This is a genomic window from Streptomyces sp. NBC_01288 (assembly GCF_035982055.1).
Lineage (GTDB): Bacteria > Actinomycetota > Actinomycetes > Streptomycetales > Streptomycetaceae > Streptomyces.
This window is the reverse complement of record NZ_CP108427.1, coordinates 636885-660234: the sequence shown is the minus strand read 5'-3', so window position 1 is coordinate 660234 and position 23350 is coordinate 636885. Positions and strand designations below refer to the sequence as shown.

The following is a 23350-nucleotide window of genomic DNA, read 5'->3' as shown; positions in this document are numbered from 1 at the left end:
TACTAGGGTGTTGTGGTGACTGTTGTCGAGGCTGTGGCACGTGTACGAGTCGGTGGCGGGCGGAAGGTCGGGCGGTTGGTCTGCCATCCACGGCTTCCTCTCGTCGCCGGCCTGGAGTCGGAACGTCCGGTGGTCCACATCTGGGACTGCGGTGCGGGTCGGTTGCGTGAACTTGCCTCTGTCGCCGCCGAGTTGAGTGGGTACGACGAGGCCGTCGACCGGAACCGGGCGCGGGAATCGCCCGCTGTGGCCTGGCATCCGCACGAGCCGCAGCTCATGGTGGCGGGCGCGGGCAGGGTGGTGCGGTGGTCCCCGGCCGAACCCGCCGAACCTGCCGAACCTGCCGAGCTGAACGGGCCTCCCCGTACGGCCTGTTACCGCGGTCTGGCGTTCAGCCCGGACGGTCGGACGCTGTGGGCAACGCCGTCGTCGGGCGACGAGGACAACGCGTGGGAGAGTTCCGACGTCCTCGATCCGGTGTCGGGGACGGTCGGTTCCGGCCCGCGTTGGGACACCGGGATCGCGGAACATCCTGGTGGCGGACTGGTGGCGACACTGCGCAGCGATCAGGGCGCGACGTACGTGCTCTTCGCGCGGGTCGACCACGAGACCGCGCCCGCCGCCGCGATGCGGGTGCTGCGCCGGGCGTTGATCCTGGACGTCGACGGGTACGAGACGCCGGTCTTCAGCGCGGACGGACGCCACCTCGCCGTTCGAGGCAACGCGTACGAGAACTCGCTGGAGGTGTTCGCGTTCCCCTCGCTGCGCCGCGTCCTGGCGACGACGCTCGGCGAGCCCAGCCCGGGATACCCCTACCCGCAGGAGTGGCTCGACGGGATGCGCGCCTGGTCACGGCAGAACATCGCGTTCGGGCCCGAGCCCGGCGTGCTCTGGGTCGGAACGCCCACCGGGACTCTCATCGAGGTCGACCTCGAAACGGAGGCCGCGGTCGCGCACGACGTACTGGCCGGCTCCCCGGTCTCCGGGCTGAGCCGCACGGCGGCAGGCGAACTCGTCGTCGCCGGCGCGGGAGGCGACCTTGTCCTCCTGTCCGTGCGCGGCGACTCCCCGAAGATCCGAGGCCCGCACTCCGATACGGCGAGGGCCGCGGTCACCGCGTTCTTGGACGCCACCTCCGAGGTCCCCGAGGTTCCCGACGGCGACGACCTGGAGAACCACCTCGTGGTGACCGACGGGACCCGCACCTGGGAATCGGACGATCTGGCGACAGTGGACACCGCGACGGAAGCGGATCCGACCTGGCTGCGAATCCGCGCAGCGCTCAACAACGCACGCGATCAGGCCAATTGACCGCTGGGAAGGACACCTGCGGCTTCGCCCCGGAAGTGGACCTGGAGAGCGCGGGGGCCTCCGCCGAGGAGCCGTGCAGCGTGCGGGGCCGTCAGTCGCTTGGCTGAATCACAGGCCGCAGTTCCGTCTGCCGCGAGGTAGTTTGTCCATGTTTTCCCTGGCTCCCGCCTTCAGAACCACTGGCTGTAGGGTGCAGGAAACCCTACAAACTGTAGGGGGATGGGTGGGCAATGTCCGACAGCGCGTACGCCACACTCGCCAGGACGCGACGGCTCGGACCGCCGACCGCGTCCCGCCGCTCGGAGTACCCGCTCGCGGCCGTGGCGGGTGCCTTCACCCTGGCCCAACTGGTCCTCGTACGGCCCGGGTTGGGCCTCGGCTGGGACGAGACCGTCTACGTCAGCCAGCTCAGCGCGCACGCCCCCGCCGCCTTCTTCAGCGCACCCCGGGCCCGCGGCATCTCGCTCCTGGTCGCCCCGATCACCTCCTGGTCCTCGTCCACCACCCTCCTCCGCGTCTACCTCGCCGTCCTCTCCGGCCTGGCCCTCTTCCTCGCACTCCGCGCCTGGCGCGGCCTGTTCCCGGTCCGCGTCCTCGCCCTGGCGGGCGCCCTGTTCGCCTCCCTCTGGGTGACCCTCCTCTACGGCCTCCAGGCCATGCCCAACTACTGGGTCGCCGTGGGCGCGCTCGCCGCCGCGGGCTGCTGCCTGCGCGCCCGGGCCGACCGCTCCGACCGGGCCGCCCTGTGGGGCCTGGTGGCGAGCGCGTCCCTGATGGCGTGGATGAGGCCGACGGACGCGGTCTGGGTGACGCTGCCACTGCTGGCGTTCCTCGTGGCCGTCCGTCACTGGCGCCTGCTCGTCGCCCTCCTCGCCGGGCTCGCGTCCGGCGCCGTGGAGTGGGTGATCGAGGCGTACGTCAGTTACGGCGGCCTGACGGAGCGGTTGCACGAGGCCTCGGCGATCGAGGGCGGACTGGGCTGGAATGTCGCGGTCCTCGACCAGTTGCGCAGCCTGGGCGGACGCGCGCTGTGCCGCCCGTGCACGGCGGAGATGCCCAACCCCGTGGTCGACGTGTGGTGGCTCGTGCTCCCCGTACTCGCCGTCGTCGGTCTGGTCGTCGCGGTCCGCGCGCGGCGCACGACGGCCACCGCCGTCCCCCTCGCCTGCGCCGCGACGGCCGCCTTCCCGTACCTGTTCATGATCGGATACGCGGCTCCCCGCTTCCTCCTGCCCGCCTACGCGCTGGTGGCGATCCCGGTCGCCGACGCGCTGATCCACCTGGTCACCAGACCCACCGGAGCATGGCGCCGGCTCGCGGTGACTCTGCTCGCGATCGGCCTCGCCGGTCATCTGGCGATCCAACTCGCCGTCCTGGAAAGGACGGTGGACCGCACGAACACCCAGCACCGCGACTGGTCCCGCACCGCCGCCGAACTCCACCGCCTCGGCGTACGCAAGCCCTGCCTGCTCACCGGCCAGGACGCCATCCCGATCGCCTTCTACACGGGCTGCGCCTCGGCCGCGACCGGGGGCCACAACGCCAACACGTCCCGCACGACCCTCGACCGGACGGCGCGCCGCATGCCCGTCGCCGACATCACACCGGTCGGCAGCCGCCCACCCGCGTACGCCCGCGACTGGCCCGCCCACCGCTACGACGGCCTGGACCTCCGGGTGGCCCCGAGCACGGAGGGCGGTGACGACGGATGACGGCACGGTTCGCCTCTGTCCCGACGGCGATGCGCGGGCGGGTCTTGCACTGTGGCGCGCTCGACCTCCGTGTCGTCCCGTTGCCGGGGACGGGTTGGAGGGGCACGGCGGAAGGGTCTGCTTCTGACCCGACGACGATGCGCGGGCAAGTCTGCTGCTACGGCGCGCTCGGTTTCCGTGTCGTCCCGGAGCCGGGGACGGGCCGGAGGGGCGTGACGGCAGGGTCCGCCTCTCTCCCGAAGACGACGCGCGGGCATGTCTGTCGCTACGGCGCGCTCGGTCTCGGCGTCGCCCCGGCCCCGGTGGATGGCGGCGGCGCATGACGGCACCGCCCGCCCCCACTCCGACGACGACTCCCACACCCACCCGCCGCCGACGCGCCTACTGGCAGACCGCGTTGACCCTCGCTGTCCTGGTCGCGGTCGTCTGTATGGTGCGGCGGCACTGGCCCGTGCTCGCGAGCGGGGCCGGGCGGCTGGCCGCCGCCGACCAGGGGTGGATGTTGGTGGCCGCGACGGCCGCGCTCGGGACGTGGGTGTCCTCGGCGGTCGCTCAGCAGGGTGCCGTGCCCCAACGGCTGCCCGGGAAAAGGCTGGTGGCCTCGCAGCTCGCCGCGTCCGCCGCCAATCATGTGCTGCCCGCCGGGCTCGGCGCCGGTGCCGTCAATCTGCGGTTCCTGATGCGCTGCGGGCTGCCGGTCGGCCGCTCGGCGAGTGCTCTCGCCGTGAAGGCGACCGCCGGTGTGGCCGTCCGGATCGTGCTCATCGGCGTTCTCGCCGCGGTCTGCCCGGGTGTGCTGCGCGTCCCTGACATCTCCGTGGGCGTGGTGGGCGTCGTCCTCGCGGTCGTCGTGCTCGTCGCCGTGTTGCTCAACTGCCCGTTGTGGCCCCGGTGTCGGCGCGCCCTCGGCACGGTGCTGACCGACATCCGGGCCGTGCACGTCCGGCCGCACCGGGCGGCTGCCCTGTGGGGCGGCTCGCTGGCCTTCGCCGCGCTGAACTGTCTGGTGCTGATCTGTGTCACCCAGGCCGTCGAACTGCCCTTGTCCCCGGCCCGGGTCGCGCTCCTGTATCTCGCGGCAAGCAGTGCCGCCGCGCTGCTGCCGACACCGGGCGGCATCGGATCCCTCGACGCCGCGCTGGTGTTCGCGCTCACCGCTTCGGGGATCACGGCGTCGGCCGCCGCTTCCGTCGTCCTCGGCTACCGGCTGCTCACCGTGTGGCTGCCGCTGATCCCGGGCCTGTTGGTCCTCGGGGTGCTGGTCCGGCGCAAGGCACTCTGACCTCAACCGCGTTTCCCGCCCGGCCGGTTCAGGTAGGACTGCGGTATCCGGCAGCGCGCGAGGGGGAGTTGTATGGCTGAGTCTGAGACGAGTGGCCGGTTGGCTGACGAGTTCTTCACTCCCGGGACCTCATCCTTCACCGAGTTCCTCGCGGCACACCGGCCCGCACTGCTGCCGACCCGCCGTCCCCTACCGGAAGGCGTCCGCGTCGGCGCCGATCAATTCCCGCACGGCACCACGGTGTTGGCCCTCTCCTACCGAGACGGCGTGCTGATCGCAGGCGACCGCAGGGCCACCATGGGCAACGTCATCGCGCAACGCGACCTGGAGAAGGTGCACCCCGCGGACGACTACACCGCGGTCGCCTTCGCCGGCACGGTCGGGCTCGCCGTCGACATGGTGAAGCTGTACCAGGTCGAGCTGACGCACTTCGAGAAGATCGAGGGCACCCCGATGACCCTCAACGCGAAGGCCACCCGCCTCGCGGGACTGCTCCGCCAGAACCTCGGCCAGGCCATGCAGGGCCTCGCCGTCGTACCGCTGCTCGTCGGCTACGACCCCGCCGCCCCCGAAGGCGCCAAGGGCCGTATCTTCACCTTCGACGTCGTCGGCGGCACCTACGAGAAGTCGGACTTCCACGCCGAGGGCTCCGGCTCCCCGTACGCCAGAGGCTCTCTCAAGAAGCTGTTCCACAAGGGCATGTCCCGGCGCGACGCGGCCCTTGCCGCACTTCAGGCCCTGTACGACGCGGCCGACGACGACTCGGCCACCGGCGGCCCGGACATCAACCGCCGTATCTTCCCCGTCGTCTCGGTCCTCACCGAGGACGGTTTCGAGCGGCTGCCCGAGCCGGAGACCGAGGCCCTGACCCGCGAGATGGTCGAGCAACGCCACAGCCACCCGGACGGACCGACCGTCGCGCCCTGAGCGACCAGGGTGGCTGTGGCATCCGGTCAGACGGCGGGAGCGGGGGCCGGGTTGCCGTAGTAGGCGTCGGGGCCGTGTTTGCGGGTGTAGTGCCGGGCCAGCAGATGCGGGGGCGGCGGGGCCGTCGGGGACAGGGCCAGGGTGTTGATGGCCATTTCGGCTACGGCCTCGCAGATGATCGCGTGTTCCAGGGACTTGCGGGCGGTCGCGCCCCAGGTGAAGGGCCCGTGGTTGGCGACGAGGGCGGCCGGGACCTCGGTCGCCCGTTGGTCGTCGCCCTTCAGCATGTCGACGATCACCCGTCCGGTGTTGTACTCGTAGTCCTTCGCGCACTGGTCGGCCGTGAGGTCCGGGGTGCACGGGACGGGCCCGTTGAAGGTGTCGGCGTGGGTGGTGCCCAGCACCGGTATGTCACGGCGGGCCTGCGCGAAGGCCACCGCGTGAGGGGAGTGGGTGTGGGTGACACCGCCGATGGACGGGAACGCGAGGTAGAGGCAGCGGTGCGTCTCGGTGTCGGTGGAGGGGCGGAGGTCGCCGTCGACCACCTTGCCGTCGGACAGCCGGACGGTCACCAGATCGTCGAGGACGAGGTCCTCGTAGGGCACCCCCGAGGGCTTGATGACGAAGACCCCCGCCTCGCGGTCGACGCCGCTCACATTGCCCCAGGTCAGCGTCGCCAGACCGACCTGGGGGATGGTCAGATTGGCGTCCAGTACCTCTTGCCGCAGGCCGTCACGCACTCGCGCGGTCATCGGTGTTCTCCTTGCAGATCGATCAGGATCACGGGTGTCACAGGGCCTGGGCGAGCCGGTGATAGGCGGCGTTCCAGCGGATCTCCTTGGTGAACTGCCCGGTGCTGGTGGTCTCGTCGATGGTCAGCAGCTCCACGCCGGCCATGGCCGCGTAGTCCGTCAGCGTCTCGGTGTCGACGGCCGAGCTGAGCACGGTGTGGTGCGGGGCGCCGGCCAGCAGCCAACTCTCGGCGGACTCCGCGAGCGAGGGACGCGGCTTCCACACGGCCCGGGCCACCGGCAGGCGGCGCAGGGGCTCGCTCGGGGTGACCACGTCGACCGTGTTCGCGGTCAGCCGGAAGCGGTCGCCCAGGTCGGAGAGGCCGACGACCACTGCGGGGCCGGGGGCCGCGTTGAAGACGAGGCGGACCGGGTCCTCACGGCCGCCGATGGACAGGGGGTGGATCTCGCAGCTGGGGCGGTCGGCGGTCACCGAGGGGCAGACCTCCAGCATGTGGGCGCCCAGGATGCGCGGGGTGCCCGGGCCCAGGTGGTAGGTGTAGTCCTCCATGAAGCTGGTGCCGCCGGGCCGGCCCGCGCCCATGACCTTCATCGTGCGCAGCAGCGCCGAGGTCTTCCAGTCGCCCTCGCCACCGAAGCCGTAGCCGTCGGCCATCAGGCGCTGGACGGCGAGACCGGGCAACTGGCGCAGCCCGCCCAGGTCTTCGAAGTTGGTGGTGAACGCGGTGAAGCCGCCCTCGGTGAGGAAGGTGCGCAGGCCGATCTCCTGGCGGGCCGCGTAGAGGAGGGAGTCGTGGCGGATGCCGCCGGGGCGCAGCGCCGGGACCACGTCGTACAACTCGACGTACTCGGCGGCGAGTTCGGCGGCCTCCTTGTCCTCGACCTCGTCCACGACGGCCACCAGGTCGTTGACCGCGTACGTGTTCACCGAGTAGCCGAACCGCAGTTGGGCCTCCACCTTGTCGCCCTCGGTCACGGCGACATCGCGCATGTTGTCGCCGAAGCGGGCCAGCTTCAGGGTGCGTGAGGCGTGTCGGCCGACGGCGGCACGGGCCCAGGCCGCTACGCGCCGCACGACCCTCTGGTCGGTGGCGTGACCGGCGACGATCTTGCGGTCGATGCCGAGCCGGGACTCGATGTGCCCGAACTCCCGGTCGCCGTGGGCCGCTTGGTTGAGGTTCATGAAGTCCATGTCGATGCTGGGCCACGGCAGCGACAGGTTGTACTGGGTGTGCAGATGCAGCAACGGCCGGTCCAGGGCGCTGAGTCCGGCGATCCACATCTTGGCCGGCGAGAACGTGTGCATCCACACGATCACGCCCACACAGGTGTCGGAGGCGCTCGCCTCCTGGCACAGCCGGCGGATCGCGTCGGCGTCGGTGAGGACCGGCTTCCACACGATCCTGACCGGGATCTTTCCCGGGCCGCCGAGGATCTCGGCGATGCTCCGGGACTGTTCGGCGACCTGGTGCAGGATGTCGTCGCCGTACAGGCCCTGGCTGCCGGTGAGAAACCAGATCTCCTGGTCGGGGTAGGGCGTGGCGTTGCTGTCCATGAGGGTGCCTTTCAAAGGGAGTTGACCACCGAGCGGGGGAGGTGTGCCGCTCAGGCGGAGGCCTCGGCGCGGAGGTGGCGCAGCCGGTGCATGACCTCGTTGGCGCCGCGGCCGAAGTAGTCGTGCAGGAGCCGGTATTCGGCGTAGAGGCGGTCGTACGCGGCGGCCCGCTCGGGGTCCGGCTGGTACACGGCCGGGCGGGCCTTGGCCATCGCGTGGGCGGCGGCCCGGATGTCGGGGTACACGCCGGCCGCGACCGCCGCGTGCATCGCCGAGCCCAGTGCGGGGCCCTGCGTCGAGTCGATGACACCGAGGGGGAGGCGGGTGACGTCGGCGTAGATCTGCATCAGCAGCGGGTTCTTCATCAGGCCGCCCGCGACGATCAGTTCGCGCACCGGCACGCCGGACGTCTCAAACGCCTCGATGATGGTGCGGGTGCCGAAGGCGGTCGCCTCCAGCAGAGCCCGGTAGATCTCCTCGGGGCGTGTGGAGAGAGTCAGCCCGACCAGGACACCGCTCAGGTCGTGGTCGACGAGCACGCTCCGGTTGCCGCTCTGCCAGTCCAGAGCGATCAACCCGTGCTGGCCCACCCGCTGTTCGGCGGCCAGTGCGGTGAGGTGCTCGTGCGGGTCGCGGCCGAGCGCGGCGGCCTCCTCGGCGTACGACGCCGGGAACCCGGTGCGCACGAACCAGCCGAAGATGTCGCCGACGCCGCTCTGTCCGGCTTCGTAGCCCCAGAGCCCAGGCAGGATGCCGCCCTCGACCACCCCGCACATGCCCGGCACTTCGGCCCACTGGTCGCTGCTCATCACATGGCAGGTGGAGGTGCCCATGATGGCGACCATCCGGCCGGGTTCGACGGCGGTGGCCGCGGGGGCGGTGACATGGGCGTCGACGTTTCCGACGCACACGGCGATGCCCTCGGGCAGGCCCGTCCACGCGGCCGCCTCCGCGGTCAACCCACCGGCGCGGTCGCCGAGTTGGCCGATCGGCTGGTCCAGCTTGTCGATCACGAAACCGGCGAAGGCGGGGTTGAGCGCGGCCAGGTACTCGGAGGAGGGGTAACTGCCGTCCTGGAGCTGGCCCTTGTACCCGGCGGTGCACGCGTTGCGGACGTAAGTGCCGCTGAGCCGCCAGACGATCCAGTCGGCGGCCTCGATCCAGCGGTCGGTCAATTCGTAGAGCTCGGGGTCCTCTTCGAGCAGTTGCAGCGCCTTGGCGAACTCCCACTCCGAGGAGATCTTCCCGCCGTACCGCTGGAGCCAGGGCTCCTTGCGGGCGGCGGCCAGGGCGGTGATGCGGTCGGCCTGGGCCTGTGCGGCGTGGTGGCGCCAGAGTTTGACGTAGGCGTGCGGGCGGCCGGTGAGGTCGGGGAGTTCGCACAGGGGCGTGCCGTCGGCGAGGACCGGGAGGACCGTGCACGCGGTGAAGTCCGTGCCGATACCGACGACTTGGTCCGGGCGCACGCCGGAACGGGCCAGTGCCTCGGGTACGGCGATGCGCAGGACGTCGATGTAGTCCGAGGGCACCTGGAGCGCCCAGTCGGGCGGCAGCGGGGTGCCGTCGGGGAGGGTCCGGTCGAGGACGGCGTGGGTGTACGGGTGCTCGGCGACGGCCAGTTCGGCGCCGTCGGCGACACGGACCACCACGGCCCGCCCGGACAGCGTCCCGTAGTCGACTCCGATGACGTAGGTGTCGGGATGGGTGTGTTCGCTGTTCTCGGCGTTCACCACCGGGCCGCCCTTCTGTTCTATATTTCAGTCATTGTTCGACATGTCGAATGTAGTGGAGAATGAATCTCTGGGATGGAACCCCCGGCCGGGGCCCGGCACAAGTGCCCGGGCCCCGACCGGAGTCGGCGGTCAGCCGGAGACCGGCGCGACCGTGATGCGGTCGATGTTGGGTGCGTAGGCGCTCGCGTTGGCGAAGCTGATCGTGTTGGTGCCGGCCGTGAGGGTCACCGGGACGGGCAGGTCCCAGTAGCTGGACCAGCTGTAGTTGTTGCGGAACATGACGGTCTGCGCGGTACCGCCGTTGACGGAGATCTGGGCTGCCCGGGAGACGACGTTGGTGTTGTAGTTCCCGGAGCCGGAGACCTGGTCGTTGGCGTAGCGGACGTTCATGACGTACCGCCCGGCGCTGGCCGCGGTCACCTGGAAGGTGAGCGTGTTGGCCGAGCCGTTGCCGACGTAGCCGACGTACTTGCCGCCCGAGGCCCAGCTGTCCGAGGTGGCGGCGGCGGTTCCCGCGAGGGTCGCGCTCTCGGCCTCGTAGGCGGAGACGCCCGTGGTGTCACCGCTCGCCGCCACGCGCAGATCGCGCACGGTCAGCGTGGTGGAGCCCGAAGTGGCCGCCGTGATGCGGTTGTTGCCCGCCGACAGGTACAGCCGCGAACTCTTGTCGGTCAGCGTGCCGCTCGTGGAGGCCAGCGTGACGGCGGTCGCGCCGTCCAGGGTGAGGGTGCCGGACCCGTTGGAGGAGTAGTCGGTGTGCACGGTGTAGTAGCCGTCGGTCGGCGCGTAGACGTCGAAGGCGGCCGAGGTGCCCGAGGTCAGGGCCAGCGCACCGGCACCCGTCGTACCGGACGCGGTGTAGTTGTACGTCGGCGAACCGGTGATGTCCGCGTACGTGGCCGGGTAGGAAGTGTCCGCGCTGGAGGCCGGGGTGAGGTCGATCTTGTCGAGGGTGACCTCGTTCGTGCCCTTGGCCAGAGTGATCGTGTGCGTGCCCGCCGTCAGGGACACGGAGGCGCTCGCCGTGGAGCGGTAGGTCCAGTTCAGCGTCGGCGTGTAGGTGACCGTCTGGGAGGAGCCGCCGTCGACCGTGAGGGTCTGGGTCGCCGGGCCGCCGGACTGGTTGCCGTAGAAGACGTTCAGGTTGTACGTGCCCGCGGTGGGAGCGGTGACGGTGAAGGCGACCTTGCTGTCCGACTGGTTGAGGCTGCCGACGTCCTTGGTACCCGAAGTGGCGTACCCGTAGGCGTTGGTGACGCTGCCCTGGGTGTAGACGGTGCCGTCGGTGATGGTCGCGCTCTCGGCCTCGTACGACGCCGTCGCCGGGGTGCTCGCGGCGGTGGGCGTGCCGGTGCCGGCCGGGTTGACGACGATGCGGTAGGCCGACATCGGGTCGAGGCCGGCCAGCGGGACGGTGATGCTGCCGTCGGAGGCGACCGTGTACGTGCTGCGGGCGAGCACCGTCGGCGCCGGGCCCGCACCCTCGTAACCGCTCCAAGCGGTGCGCTCCACCGAGACGTTGACGGTGCTGCCGAACGACGACGGTATGTTCTTGATGACCGTGTTCGCCGAACCGGAGGTGCCGCCGCCGAGGAGGACCTGCGCCTGCTTGCGACCGGTGTCGAGGGACGCGATGCCCTGGAGCGTGTCGGTGACGTTGGCCTGCGGCGGGGTCACCTTGGTGGTCTGGCCGGTGAGGCCCGCGTACCAACGCAGCAGCCACCAGTCGCCGTTGGGGATGTTGGTCTGGCTGACGTTGCCGTCCAGGTTCCCCGCGATGTCCCAGTACGCCTGGTCGGCGTAGACCTTGTTCCGCTCGAACATGGACATCCACTGGACCATCTGACCCGGCACCGAGAGGTCGCGGCGGTCGCCGTACTCATTGATGTTGACCGGGCGGGCGGTGATGCCCGCGTTGGTCTCGATGGTGCGGTAGGCGGCGAGGTTGCCCTCGAAGTTGGAGAGGGAGGTCGGGTCCAGCTCGTGCCAAGTGGTCATGTCCGGCAGGACGTTGTTGGCCTTGGCCCACGGGTAGAAGTCGCCCATGAGACGGGCGTCGTAGTGCGTCTCGTTCGGGCCGGCGATGCGCGCGTTCGGGATGATCGAGCGGATCTTGTTGTACACCGTCGTCCAGTCGCTCTCGAAGCTGGCGAGCGCGCTCTGGTACGTGGCGGTGGTCGAACTGCCGAGCCCGGTGTACCAGTTGCCGTCCGGCTCGTTGAACGGTACCCACACGAACGTGCTCGCGTCCGAGCGGGCCGCGACCTTGGTGACCATCGTGGTGACCTTGGTGAGGTAGTCGCTCAGCCCGAGGTTCTCGTACGGCCACGAGGCGTAGATGTCCTGCATGTAGATGAGGTTGTCGCCGCCGCCACCGCGGGCGAACTCCGGCTGCACGACCAGTGCGTCACCGTTCGGGTGCTGGGTGCCGTCGGGTGCCTTCTGGGCAATCGACGTCATGTGCAGGGGAGTTACCAGGTTGTCGCCGGGGACTCCGTCGTCGCTGAGGCCGTACAGGGCGCCGTTGGCTCCGTGCATGACCGCGCCGGTGGTGGTGCCGAGGTCGACGCTCAGCGTCGGGGTGGCCGCCTGCGCGGCGGGGACGGTCAGGGCCGTGCCCAGGAGGGCGGCGGTCACCACGGTCACGCCCATGAGGGCGCGAACGGAACGGGATCTACGGGGTGTTCGAGGCATGGCTGTCCTCCTCCTCCCGCGGCGTTGCGGGAGGCTGTCGGGTACTTCGGGGTGACCGGGGCGGCTCAACAGGCCCGGCCCGGGGGCTACTTGACGGCGCCGCTCGTGATGCCGGAGACGATGCGGCGCTGCGCTATGACGAAGACGAGGACCATGGGGAGGCTCATCATCACGACGTAGGCGAAGATCAGGTGCCAGTTGTTGAGGTACAGCTGGGCGTTGGCGACCTGGTAGAGGTTGAGCGGCAGGGTGGCCTTGTCGCCTCCGCCGAGGACGAAGAAGGCGTAGAAGATGTCGCTCCAGGCGTAGAGCATCACCATGATCGTGGCGGTGGCGATGACCGGGCGCAGGAGCGGCAGGATGATGCGGAAGAAGACGCGGATCGGGCCCGCGCCGTCCATGCGGGCGGCCTCCTCCAACTCCTCGGGGAGGGCGCGGATGAAGCCGGTCATGAAGAAGATCGAGGTGGACAGGTACATCCCGGCGTAGACGCCGATCATGCCGGGTCGGGTGCCGGCCAGGCCGAGTTGGCGCAGTTCCATGACGATGGTGATCACCGCGGGCGGCAGCAGCAGGCCGCTGATGCTCAGCGCGTACAGGGTGTTGACCAGGCGGCCCTTGCGGCGGGCGAACACCCAGGCGGCGCCCGCTCCGAGGAGCAGGACGAGGACGACGGACGGGGCGACGACCAGGAGGCTGTTGACGAAGCCCTGGACGATCTTGCCCTCGTCGAAGCTCTGCTTGTAGTTCGCGGCGGCCTGGACGTGGTGCGGCAGCGAGAGGTTGGGCTTGATCGCCTCGGCCTGCGGTTTGAACGAGGTGACCGCGACCAGCCAGAGCGGGATGCCGATGGTGACGCCGGCGATGATCAGGACGACGAGCGGCTGGACCCAGCGCAGCGGGCGCCGGTGCGCGGGGGCGAACGCGGTAACGGTGGTCACTGGTTGTTCTCCCTGCGGCGCAGGCCGACGATGACGGGCACGGCGAGGACGACGACGATGAGGAAGAGCACCAGGCTCATCGCGGACGCCTGCGCGTACAGGCCCTGGCCGAAGATGCGGAACATGTAGATGTTGAAGACCTCGGTCTCGCTGCCGGGACCGCCTCCGGTGGTCGCCTGCACGATGTCGAAGGTGTTCATGGAGCCGATCAGCGCGGTCGTCACGTTGAAGGTGACGGCGGGCGCGAGCAGCGGGAACCTCACCGACCAGAAGGTGCGCCACCAGCCGGCCCCGTCGATCCGGGCCGCCTCCAGGACGTCACCGGGCATGCTCTTCAGGCCCGCCAGATAGATCAGCATGGCCAGGCCCATCCACTTCCAGCCGTGGATGAGGGTCACCACCACCAGCGTCCAGGTGGTCGAGCCGAGCCAGGGGGTGTCGACATGGTGTCCCGCGAGCGAGGACAGCACGCTGTTGAGCGCTCCGTCCTGGGCGAGCAGGGCGCGGAAGATGTAGCCGACGGCGAGCGCGGAGATCAGTACCGGGAGGAAGAACACCGCGCGGAAGAAGCGGTTGAAGCGGGTGTCGCGCTCCAGCAGCAGGGCCAGGGCGAGACCGAAGCCGTTCTGGAAGACGGCCACGAGGACCGCGTACTCCAGGGTGATGCGGATGTCACGGGCCATCGACCCGTCATGCAGGATGGTGCTGAAGTTCGACAGTCCCACGAAGCCGATCTGCGAGTGGAACGCCGACCAGTCGGTGAACGGGTAGACGAAGTTCAGCAGATTCGGCAGCAGGAAGAACACGCCGAACACGGCGAGCGCGGGCAGGGCGAACCACCACGGCTGGTTGGCCTTGCCGCGGAGCCGGTTACGACGGGACGGCCTGTCCTGGGCGCTGTCCCGGTCTCGGTCCCGGTCCTTCGCGCGCGTGGCGTCGAGAGCGTCCATCGTGGCGGTGTCCACCACTTTCTTACCTCCGGTACGGCCCCGGGCACGCCGCCGACGGGCGGCCCGGGGGGAAGGGCTGGCTCAGTGGCGCCGGTCAGAAACCGGTGACGCCGCGTGCCTTGAGGACCTGCTTGAACTGGTCCTCGGCAGCTTGGGCGACCTGGAGCGGGGTCTTCTTGCCGTAGATCATGTCGGCGAGCGCGAGGTGCAGGTCCGGGGCGGTGAGCGCCTTGACCTGGAAGACGCCCTGGGCGCTGGACAGGGCCTTGGCCTGGGCGATCGCGGTCTGCGGCAGGCCGTCGGGGTTGGCCACCGAAGGCTCCACCGACACCAGCTTGTTGGCCTTGATGTAGGCCGGGTAGTCCGGGCCGAGCCAGAAGGACATGAACTGCCGGGCCGCGTTCTGCCGCTTGGTGTCACCGGTGTTGAAGGCGACGACGCCGTTCGTCTGGTCCGGCGAGTACTCGGCCTTCGCGGAGCTGTTGGCGATGGGGAACCAGCCGAGCTTCTTGTCCATCTCCGCCGTGGTGGAGGTGGCCTGGATCTCGGACTGGAGCGCGGTGACGTTGACGGCCATCGCGGCACTGCCGTCCATGATCGCCTTGCCCTGGTCGACGAATGTGGCCGTCTTGTAGTTCTTCTGCGCCAGACCGCCGTCGAGGACCTTCGTCTTGTACTTGGTGATCGCGTCGACGATGGTCTTGTTGGTCCAACTGTCCTTGTTCTTGTTGAGGTTGTCCCAGAACGACTGCGGCAGATCCGTCATCTGGGCCTGCACCTGCCACTGGAGCGGCCACTTGTCGCCGCCGACCTCGAAGAACGGGGCCACGCCCGAGACCTTCGACTTGATCTTCGTGGCGTCGGCGAGCAGCTCGTCGTAGCTGCTCGGCATGGTGGTGATGCCGGCCTTCGCGAAGACGTCCTTGTTGTAGTAGACGCCGAGCACGGCGGGGCTGGTGACGATGGCCGCGTAGCGGTGACCGTCGACCTGGCCGAGGGTCTTCTCCGTGGTGCCGAGCTTGGCGACCCAGTCCTCGTTGTCGAGGGTCAGCAGGTTCTTCGCCGGCTGGACGAACGGCAGGGTGCTGCCCGTGGGCTGCCAGAACATCAGGTCCGGCTTGACGCCCGAGGCGAGCTTGGTCGGGACGTTCGACTCGTACGGGTCCGGTATGACCTCGGTGCTGATCTTGGCGCCGGTGGCCTTCTCGAACGCCTCGATGGCCTGCTTGGGCTCCGAGACGCTGTTCTGGGCGACCCACATGGTGAGCTTGACGCCCTTGAGGGAGGCGGTCGGGTTGACCGAACCCTCGGGTGCGGCGGTCGTGGCGCCACCGGTGCTGTCACTGCACGCGGTGGCGGTCAGCCCGAGGACACAGGCGGTGGCAAGGACGGAGACGGCTCTTCTCATGGCGGATCCTTGTTCGTACGCGGAAGGAAGGCAGGGCTGTGCTGCGTTGATGTGCGACGACTGCGGGGAAGACGGCTGACGGATACGGCGAGGGCGGGTACGGCGGACGTGACGGACAGGGCGATGACGGACGTCCGGCTCAGGCCTCCCGTGGCCCCGAGCTCTCCCGGAGGATGAGGGTGGGTTCGGCCGGTACCGGCGCCGACTCCTGCTGATCGGTGTCGAGTTGGGCGCGCAGCAGCCCGAACGCGGCGCGGCCGAGACCGTGGAAGTCCATGCGGACGGTGGTGAGGGACGGGGTGACGAATCCGGAGTGCGGGGCGTCGTCGAAGCCGATGACGCTGACGTCCTCCGGTACCCGTCGGCCCGCGTGATGCAGGGCGCGCAGCACACCCAGTGCCAGGTCGTCGTTGCCGCACAGGATCGCGGTGACGTCCTTGTTCCGGGCGAGCTTCTTCCCCGCCTCGTAGCCGGCTTGGGCGTCCCAGCCCTTGCCGGACGGCGGGGGCGGGGTGATGCCGGCCGCTTCCAGGGCCTGGCGCCAGCCCTCGGCTCGGGGGCCCGCCAGGCGCCGGGTTCCGGTCGAGGCGGGAATCGCTACGTAGTGGACGTTCGCGTGCCCGAGCGACAACAGGTGCTCGGTGGCGGCACGGGCCGCCTCACGGTCGTCGGCCCACACCGCCGGCCGGCCGGGTGTCCGGCCCGGCGCCGGTGCCTCCACCAGCGCCGCGCACGGCACATGTGCCGGTACGCGGTCCAGGGCGGCGGCACCGATGCGGTCGTAGCCGATGACCACCAGGCCGCCACCGGTGTCGGCGGCCGCGGCGATCGTCCGGTCCAGGTCGTCCTCCGGGGTCACCACCCGCACACCGAGCGCGTATCCGGCGGCGCGGGACGCCTCCTCCAGGCCTTGCAGGGTGGCCGCATAGCCGTAGAGGACGGTGTTCGACGTGATGACCGTGACCGATCGGGTGACCCCGCTGGCGAGGGCGAACGCGGTGGCGTTGCGCCGGAAGCCGAGGGTCTGGATGGCGGCGTCGACGCGCTTTCGGGTCTCCTCCTTGACGTTCGGGTGGCCGTTGATGACCCGCGAAACGGTCTGGTAGGAGACGCCTGCGGCAGCCGCGACGTCGCGGATACTGGCGGCTTTCTGCGGCCCCTGAGGGGGGTCGCCGTGGCCGCCGAAGCTTGTGTGACCGGTCACATCCATGCGAGGATTGTGAGCGGTCACAACGTGGGCGTCAAGAGACCGTAACTGGGGATTTACCTTTCGAACACACCGGCCGGAGCGGAGAGTTCCCGCCTGGCGGGTGAGAAGCCCCAGTTCAGCGCCTGTACGAGAGCCGCAGGACCGAACTGTCCCAGAAGGGGAAATTGTGTTGACCAGTGTCGTCGAAACAGCCGAGAGGTCCCGTATCTGGTCGCACCCGGAGCTCGGGTTGCATGCCGTCCTGGACGCCAACGGGTCGGTGAGACTGGGAAATCCCGACCAGGACTGGGATCGCCTGGTCCCCCTCGTCGAGGTCACCGCGACCGGTCACGGGCGCCTGTGGTCGGGGGAGCGTTTCATCGAGACGGCCATCGGCGAGCGCCTGGCCTACCGCAGCCATGACACGCGGACACTGCGGGACGGCGGCCTGGAGCGTACGACGATCCGGCTCGTGGACCCGGTGACCGGACTGGCCGCCGAGGTCACCCTGGAGGCGAGCCCCGGTGCGAGCTTCCTGCGCTCGCGGGTGCGGCTGGTCAACGAGGGTGCCGAGCCGCTCCGGTTGGAGAGCGTGACGACCCTGACCCTCGGCGGGATCACCTCCTCCGTCGCCGAATCCTCCGTTGTCGAGGACGGCCTCGACGGGCTGACCCTGCACTGGGCCGACAACGACTGGCTCGCCGAGTGCCGTTGGCATCAGGCCGAACTCCGCGACGAGGTCGTGCCGTTGAGCCGGTTCGCCCACGGGCGCGAGGGGCGCGGCTGCTTCGAGCGCTCCTCACAAGGGAGTTGGTCCACCGGCCGGCACCTCCCGGTCGCCGCCCTCACCGACCCGGAGGGCAACGCCTGGCTGTGGCAGATCGAGTCCAGCGCGGGCTGGCGCTTCGAGACCGGCGAACGCGAGGGCGGGGCCTACATCGCCCTGTTCGGCCCCGACGACGCCCACCACCAATGGCACCAACTCCTCGCCCCCGGCGAGGACTTCCACACCGTCCCCGCCGTCCTCGTCCGCGCGGAGACCGGCGGCCTGGACGCCGCCTTCGGCACCCTCACGGACTACCGCCGGGGCATCCGCCGCGACCACCCCGACCACCGCACCCTCCCGGTGATCTACAACGACTACATGAACACCCTGAACGGCGACCCCACCACCGAACGGCTCCTGCCGCTCGTCGAGTCGGCGGCGGACGCGGGCGCCGAGGTCTTCGTCATCGACGCGGGCTGGTACGACGACGACGCCCAGGGCTGGTGGGACTCCGTCGGCGCGTGGGAGCCCGCGGCCAACCGTTTCCCGGGCGGCATCCAGGAAGTCCTCGACGCCATCACGAAGCGCGGGATGACCCCGGGCCTCTGGCTCGAACCCGAAGTCGTGGGCGTACGCAGCCCGTTGGCGCAGACCCTGCCGCCCGAGGCGTTCTTCCGGCGCGGCGGCCTGCGCGTCACGGAACACGGCCGGCACCACCTCGACCTGCGCCACCCGGCCGCCCGCGCGCATCTCGACGAGGTCGTGGACCGGCTGGTGGGGGAGTGGGGCGTCGGGTATCTGAAGCTCGACTACAACATCAACATCGGCCCCGGCACCGAGAACGGGACCGAGAGCGCGGGCGCCGGACTGCTCGGGCACCACCGTGCCCACCTCGACTGGATGGCCGGACTCCTCGACCGTCATCCCCGACTCGTGCTGGAGAACTGCGGATCGGGCGGTCTGCGCTGGGACTACGCCCAACTGGCCGTCGCCCAGCTCCAGTCCACCAGCGACCAGCAGGACCCGCTGCGCTACCCGCCCATCACCGCGGCGGCGGCCACCGCGGCCACGCCGGAGCAGGCCGCGGTGTGGGCGTACCCGCAGCCGGACCAGACCTTCGACGAGATCGCCTTCACCCTCACCGGCCCGCTCCTCGGCCGTATCCACCTCTCCGGCTTCCTCAACCTCATGAACGACGAGCAGTTCGACCTCGTCCGCTCGGCGGTCTCCGTCTACAAGGAGGTCCGGGGGGAGATCGGCACGGGGCATCCGTTCTGGCCGCTGGGACTTCCCGGCTGGGAGGACGGGTGGATCGCGCACGGGCTGCGGGGGGCGGAGTCCACGTACGTCATGGTGTGGAGACGGACGTCGGACGACACCGGCCGCGCTCTCACGGTCCCGCATCTGCGCGGTGCCTCGGTGCACGCGACCGTGCTGTACCCGGGGACCTCGGACGCGGGTGTGCAATGGGACGCGGCCGAGGGGCGGTTGACGGTGTCGCTGCCTCGCACCGACACCGCTGTCCTCGTGCGGCTGAGCGCCGGCTGAGTCGTAGGGTCGCCGGCGTCCTTCCGTCCGGTGGAGTCCTCCCGTCCGCTGGGCCGGAGGACTCCACCGCTGTCGTTGCACGGCTGATCCACCGGTGATCGGCATGCGGCGGATTTCGTGCATGTTCCGTCAGAAAAGGGCCTTCAACTGGCAATGCCGGGCTGCGGATGCTTCGTCCGCTTCCCGCCCCTACAGTTCTTGAAGTCCACTTTCGGAGGCGGGACCGATTGTGCAGGTATCCGTGACAAGGCAGATCATCGGCCGACCCGTGAGGGCGTCGAGTTTCGTCGGCCGGCGTCAGGAGACCGCCGAGGTCAAGCGTCTGGTGGGCGCCCACCGGTTGGTGAGTCTGACCGGGACGGGCGGGGTCGGCAAGACCCGGCTGGTGCTGCACGCCGTGCCCCGGCTGGCGCGGGCGTTCGCCGACGGGGTGCACATCGTGCAGCTGGCCGGTGTACGGGATGCCTCGCTGGTGCCGCTCGCCCTGATCGAGGCCCTCAACATCCGTGACGTGTCGGGTCGTTCGCCGGTGCGGGTCCTCGTCGACCATCTCCAGGACCGGGAGACGCTGCTCGTCCTGGACAACTGTGAACACCTGGCGGACGCGTGCGCACGGCTCGTCGAGACGCTTCTCGCGGAGACCGCGGCGGTGCGGGTGCTGGCCACCAGCAGACATCCGCTGGATGTGACCGCCCAACACGTCCTGGAACTACAGCCGTTGGCGACTCCCACGGCGGGCGAGCCGCTGCCGGCGAAACCCGCGCTGGAGTACCCGGCACTGGCCCTCTTCGCCGACCGGGCCGCCGCCGTACTGCCCGGGTTCTCCCTCACCACGGCCAACCAGGACGCGGTGGCCGCCCTGTGCCGTCGGCTGGACGGGCTGCCGCTCGCGATCGAACTGGCGGCGGTACGGATGCGCGCCCTCGGCGTGCAGCAGCTGCTCGACCGCCTCGACCGCCGTTACCGGTTGCTGGCCGACAGCGGGGGCAGTGAGGACACCTTGCCCCGGCACCGCACCCTGCGCGCGGCCGTCGACTGGAGCCATGACCTGTGCACCCGCGAGGAACAGACGGTGTGGGCGCGCGCCTCCGTCTTCACCGGGAGCTTCGACCTGGGCGCGGCCGAGGAGGTGTGCGCCGGTCCCGGGCTCGACCGTGACGAACTGGTGGACGCCGTCGCCGGCTTGGTGGACAAGTCGCTGCTGGTCCGGGACGGCGACGCCGTCCACGCCCGGTACCGGATGCTGGAATCGATCCGGCAGTACGGCCTCGACCGGCTCCGCGAGGACGGCGCCCACGCGGAGGAGGCGGCCCGGCGCCGGGTGCGGGACTGGTGCCTGGACTTCGTCGAGGAGTGCGAGCGGCGCTGGTTCGGCCCCGAGCAGCCGGAGTTGGTCCGGCGGTTGCACGCGGAGTCGGATCTCATCCGCTCGGCGTTCGAGTTCTGTCTGAACACACCGGGGGAGTTGCGGGCCGGGCTGAAGCTGGCCGGGCATCTGTGGTTCTTCTGGTTCGCGACCGGCGCCCTGGTCGAGGGCCGGTACTGGCTGGAGCGACTGCTCGCCGCCGCCCCCGAGCCGACCGTCGCACGGGCCCGCGCCCTGTGGGCCCTCGCCCTGATGCTGCTCAGCCAGGGCAACGCCGGCCGGGCCGCGCCACTCGTCGAGGAGGCCCGCGAACTCGCCCTGCGGCTGGGCGACGAGGCCGAGGTGGCGCACACCTTCTTCGGCCGTGGCGGCGCCTGCCTGATCAGCGGGGACTACGGACGGGCGCGGGCCGTGTACGAGGAGGCGCTCGCCCTCCCGCCGCGCGAGGGCGAGTCGATGAGCCTCGTCGGCTTCAAGTACGTGGAACTGGCCCATGTCCTAGCGATCCAGGGCGAGTTCGACCGTGCGATGGCCCTGTGCGAGGAGTTCCGGCAGGTCTGTCTGACTTACGGCGAACAGTGGATCCACTCCTACCTCCTGCGCATCCTCGCCTTCGCCGAGTGGGCCAAGGGGGACCAGGTGTCGGCCAGGGTCCACGCCCGGGAGTGCCTACGGCTCAAGCGGGCGGTCGGTGATGTGTTCGGCACCGGCATGACGCTGGAACTGCTCGCCGCGGTCCACGCCCGCGACGGCGAGGGCCGCCCCGCCGCCGTTCTGCTGGGCGCCGCCAAACGGATCTGGCAGGACGCGCACGTCGCACTGGACCGCACCCCGTCCCACGGCCCGGTGCGCACCGAGGCCGAGGACGGCGCCCGCGCACTGCTGGGCGACGGATTCAAGAACGCCTACCGCGAGGGCCTCGAACTCACCTCGGACCACGCGGTGGCCTACGCGCTGGGTGAGCGGGAGTCCGCGCCCCGGCCGGTGTTCGACAGCCCGCTCACCCGCCGCGAGACGGAGGTCGCCGAGCTGATCGCCGAGGGGCTGACCAACCAGCAGATCGCCGACCGGCTGGTCGTCGCGCTGCGCACGGCGGAGGGCCATGTGGAGCGCATCCTCAGCAAGTTGGGCTTCACCTCGCGCAGCCAGGTCGCCGTCTGGGCGCAGGCGCGTCGGGTCACCCGCCCCTGATGCCGTACGGCCGTGACGACGTGCGGCCGTGACGACGTACAGCCGCAATGACGTACTGCCGGGACCACGTACTGCAGAGATCACGTACGGCCGCGAACCGAACGAGAAGGAAGGCAGACCGATGGAACACGGAGAACCCACCACACTCACCCGACCCGTCCCACCCGCCCCCTGCGTGAAGCACCACGCCGGCATCCACTCGTCCGACGAGGAGTTCCTGGCGGTGGTGGTGCCGTTCCTCAGGGACGGCATCGTCGCCGAGGAAGAACCGGACCCGGTGGTCATCACCACCCCGCGCAAACTGGACCTGCTGCGGGACGCGCTCGGCCCCGACGCCCGCCAGGTCGATTTCCGCGACTCCGCCCGCTGGTACCGGGGAAGCCCCGCCAACAGCATGGCCACCGCCCTCGACTACTACGTCACGCACGCGAGCCCCGAGGGCCTCCTCCACATGACGGGCGAGCCGGTCTGGGAGGGCCGTTCGCCGCGCCAGATCCCCGAGTGGAAACGGTACGAGGCCCTCGCCACCGAACTCTTCACCGGCGCCCCGCCCGACCTGATGTGCCTGTACGACACCCGGACCGCACCGCCCGACGTCGTCGACGCCGCCCGGCACACCCACCCGACAGAGCTCAACCGGCAAGGTGTTCAACCCAGTTCGCTCTTCACCGAGCCCGCCGTCTACGCGGCCCAGGGCCTCGGCCCGCTGCCCGCGCCGCCGCAGGACGCGGTCGGCATCGGCCTCGACCGGGACCTGACCGCCGGTCACCGGTTCGCGGCGGACCAGGCACGGGCGCGCGGCATGGCACCCGAGGAGGCGGCCCGCTTCGGGCAGGCCGTGTCCGGCGCCACGCGCTACGCGGCCGCCCAGGGCTGCGACCGCGCACACCTGCGGCTGTGGTCGACCCGGCAGCGCATCATCTGCGAACTGCGCACCCCGCGCGGCCGGATCACCGACCCGTTCCTCGGCTTCCGGCCGCCGGGTGCCGAAGTGCGTCCGGAGGACGGGCTCTGGCACACCCGTCAGGTCTGCGAGTTCGTCGACATGAGGTCCGGCGACGGGGCGAAGGAGGGGTGGACCATCCGTATGGAGACGGCCCTCGTATCGGCAGGTTGACGAACCGGCCCGCGGATTCGGGTAGTTCCCCCCGCGCCTCGAAGGGCACGGCGGACGCATGGTGAATACGAGGCCGGGTCTGTTGGCGCACCCGGCCTCGCACCGCACGAACCGAACGCCCCCGGGGTCGAAGGGAAACGACCATGCCGAACGACCGTCCACGCGGCCTGCCGACCGTGGGCGATGGCTGCACCACGATCCTGGGCCCGGGAAAGTCCTCGGTCCGCCAGGCCAGGGAACTCGTCCGGAAACGGCTCGCCGAGTACGGCCTCCAGGACCTGGTGGACATCGCCGAACTGCTGGTCAGCGAACTCGCCACCAACGCCGTCGTGCACGCGGGCGGCCGTTACCGGCTCACCCTGACCCTGGGCGTCGGCATACTGCGGTGCGAGGTCGCGGACGAGCGGCGACACCTTCCCCGGCCGCCGCACCGGCGGGTCGAGCGCGACGACGACCGCGATGTCGACCCCGACAGCGAGAACGGCCGGGGGCTGTTCCTGGTCGACGCGCTGGCCCACCGGTGGGGCAGTCGGCTTGTGGAGGAGGGCAAGGAGGTCTGGTTCGAGCTGGAGATCGACGCATCGGGCGGCGCGGGCCACGACGCGGCGGAGACGGACGTCCACCTCCCGGCACCGGCCCGGCCGCCGCGACCTCAGGAGTCGCAGGGCTGCACCGAGTTGGATCATGAGCGGGCGGACCACCAGTACAGCCCGGACGGCGAGCGCGCCGAGGATCTCGGGCTGCTCGGCTGCTTCGAGGACCTGGGACGGCTCGGTTGCTCCGGAGACCTTGGGCTGCGCAGCCGGTACCGCCCACGGCGAACGGTGCCGGGCACGGAGTCCTGGGCGCCCCGCGGTTCGGCACCGGCCGCCGTTTCCGCCTGAGCACGTCTACCGGTGAGCAGGTCT

General features: G+C 70.4%; 16 protein-coding genes. 8 read left to right on the top strand and 8 right to left on the bottom strand.

Features of this window, described 5'->3' with window-relative positions:
- The first annotated feature begins 33 nt into the window (after window positions 1-33).
- The 4 genes from OG194_RS03010 to prcB all read left to right on the top strand — a co-directional run bounded on the left by OG194_RS03010 (window position 34) and on the right by prcB (window position 5232).
- On the top strand, window positions 34-1311 hold the full coding sequence (locus OG194_RS03010; RefSeq protein WP_327399243.1) for a hypothetical protein: 1278 nt from the start codon (window positions 34-36) through the stop codon (window positions 1309-1311).
- A gap of 230 nt (window positions 1312-1541) precedes the next feature.
- Window positions 1542-3023 (top strand): hypothetical protein, encoded by a 1482-nt coding sequence (locus OG194_RS03005; RefSeq protein WP_327399242.1) that lies wholly within the window; start codon window positions 1542-1544, stop codon window positions 3021-3023.
- A gap of 319 nt (window positions 3024-3342) precedes the next feature.
- A complete protein-coding gene (locus OG194_RS03000) occupies window positions 3343-4305 on the top strand; it encodes a lysylphosphatidylglycerol synthase transmembrane domain-containing protein (RefSeq protein WP_327399241.1) in 963 nt (320 codons plus the stop codon).
- A 72-nt stretch (window positions 4306-4377) separates the two neighbouring features.
- Complete coding sequence (prcB, locus tag OG194_RS02995; RefSeq protein ID WP_327399239.1) at window positions 4378-5232, top strand: proteasome subunit beta; 855 nt, start codon at window positions 4378-4380, stop codon at window positions 5230-5232.
- A 26-nt stretch (window positions 5233-5258) separates the two neighbouring features.
- Here the strand turns inward: prcB and araD are convergent, their stop codons facing one another.
- The 8 genes from araD to OG194_RS02955 all read right to left on the bottom strand — a co-directional run bounded on the left by araD (window position 5259) and on the right by OG194_RS02955 (window position 16475).
- Window positions 5259-5984: an L-ribulose-5-phosphate 4-epimerase AraD gene (gene araD, locus OG194_RS02990; RefSeq protein ID WP_327399238.1), complete on the bottom strand. Its 726-nt coding sequence runs from the start codon at window positions 5982-5984 to the stop codon at window positions 5259-5261.
- 37 nt (window positions 5985-6021) lie between these two features.
- A complete protein-coding gene (gene araA / locus OG194_RS02985; protein WP_327399237.1) occupies window positions 6022-7539 on the bottom strand; it encodes an L-arabinose isomerase in 1518 nt (505 codons plus the stop codon).
- Window positions 7540-7589: 50 nt separating this feature from the next.
- Window positions 7590-9272, bottom strand: a complete 1683-nt coding sequence (gene araB / locus OG194_RS02980) for a ribulokinase (protein ID WP_327399236.1) — start codon at window positions 9270-9272, stop codon at window positions 7590-7592.
- Between the two features lie 129 nt (window positions 9273-9401).
- Window positions 9402-11966, bottom strand: a complete 2565-nt coding sequence (locus OG194_RS02975; protein ID WP_327399234.1) for a CBM35 domain-containing protein — start codon at window positions 11964-11966, stop codon at window positions 9402-9404.
- 86 nt (window positions 11967-12052) lie between these two features.
- Window positions 12053-12907, bottom strand: a complete 855-nt coding sequence (locus tag OG194_RS02970) for a carbohydrate ABC transporter permease (protein WP_327399233.1) — start codon at window positions 12905-12907, stop codon at window positions 12053-12055.
- Window positions 12904-13875, bottom strand: coding sequence for a carbohydrate ABC transporter permease (locus OG194_RS02965; protein ID WP_327399232.1), 972 nt, complete (start codon window positions 13873-13875; stop codon window positions 12904-12906). Before OG194_RS02965 ends, OG194_RS02970 begins: the two co-directional genes overlap by 4 nt.
- 76 nt (window positions 13876-13951) lie before the next feature.
- Window positions 13952-15265, bottom strand: coding sequence for an ABC transporter substrate-binding protein (locus OG194_RS02960; protein ID WP_327399231.1), 1314 nt, complete (start codon window positions 15263-15265; stop codon window positions 13952-13954).
- Between the two features lie 139 nt (window positions 15266-15404).
- Window positions 15405-16475, bottom strand: a complete 1071-nt coding sequence (locus OG194_RS02955; protein ID WP_327399230.1) for a LacI family DNA-binding transcriptional regulator — start codon at window positions 16473-16475, stop codon at window positions 15405-15407.
- Between the two features lie 169 nt (window positions 16476-16644).
- On the opposite strand from OG194_RS02955, the gene OG194_RS02950 reads away from it, so the two are divergent.
- From OG194_RS02950 to OG194_RS02935, 4 genes are all read left to right on the top strand, one after another.
- Entirely contained in the window at window positions 16645-18768 is a 2124-nt protein-coding gene (locus OG194_RS02950; protein WP_327399229.1) for an alpha-galactosidase, read from the top strand.
- Window positions 18769-19009: 241 nt separating this feature from the next.
- A complete protein-coding gene (locus OG194_RS02945; RefSeq protein WP_327399228.1) occupies window positions 19010-21325 on the top strand; it encodes an ATP-binding protein in 2316 nt (771 codons plus the stop codon).
- 121 nt (window positions 21326-21446) lie between these two features.
- Complete coding sequence (locus OG194_RS02940; RefSeq protein ID WP_327399227.1) at window positions 21447-22442, top strand: MEDS domain-containing protein; 996 nt, start codon at window positions 21447-21449, stop codon at window positions 22440-22442.
- Window positions 22443-22585: 143 nt separating this feature from the next.
- Window positions 22586-23326 (top strand): ATP-binding protein, encoded by a 741-nt coding sequence (locus OG194_RS02935; protein ID WP_327399226.1) that lies wholly within the window; start codon window positions 22586-22588, stop codon window positions 23324-23326.
- Window positions 23327-23350: the final 24 nt, after the last annotated feature.

Bases quoted from the DNA above. Each gene is read 5' to 3' on its own strand.
- araD (WP_327399238.1), bottom strand. From the start codon at position 5,984: ATGACCGCGCGAGTGCGTGACGGCCTGCGGCAAGAGGTACTGGACGCC.
- OG194_RS02975 (WP_327399234.1), bottom strand. From the start codon at position 11,966: ATGCCTCGAACACCCCGTAGATCCCGTTCCGTTCGCGCCCTCATGGGC.
- araA (WP_327399237.1), bottom strand. From the start codon at position 7,539: ATGGACAGCAACGCCACGCCCTACCCCGACCAGGAGATCTGGTTTCTC.
- prcB (WP_327399239.1), top strand. From the start codon at position 4,378: ATGGCTGAGTCTGAGACGAGTGGCCGGTTGGCTGACGAGTTCTTCACT.
- OG194_RS02955 (WP_327399230.1), bottom strand. From the start codon at position 16,475: ATGGATGTGACCGGTCACACAAGCTTCGGCGGCCACGGCGACCCCCCT.
- OG194_RS02960 (WP_327399231.1), bottom strand. From the start codon at position 15,265: ATGAGAAGAGCCGTCTCCGTCCTTGCCACCGCCTGTGTCCTCGGGCTG.
- OG194_RS03005 (WP_327399242.1), top strand. From the start codon at position 1,542: ATGTCCGACAGCGCGTACGCCACACTCGCCAGGACGCGACGGCTCGGA.
- OG194_RS02940 (WP_327399227.1), top strand. From the start codon at position 21,447: ATGGAACACGGAGAACCCACCACACTCACCCGACCCGTCCCACCCGCC.
- OG194_RS03000 (WP_327399241.1), top strand. From the start codon at position 3,343: ATGACGGCACCGCCCGCCCCCACTCCGACGACGACTCCCACACCCACC.
- OG194_RS02935 (WP_327399226.1), top strand. From the start codon at position 22,586: ATGCCGAACGACCGTCCACGCGGCCTGCCGACCGTGGGCGATGGCTGC.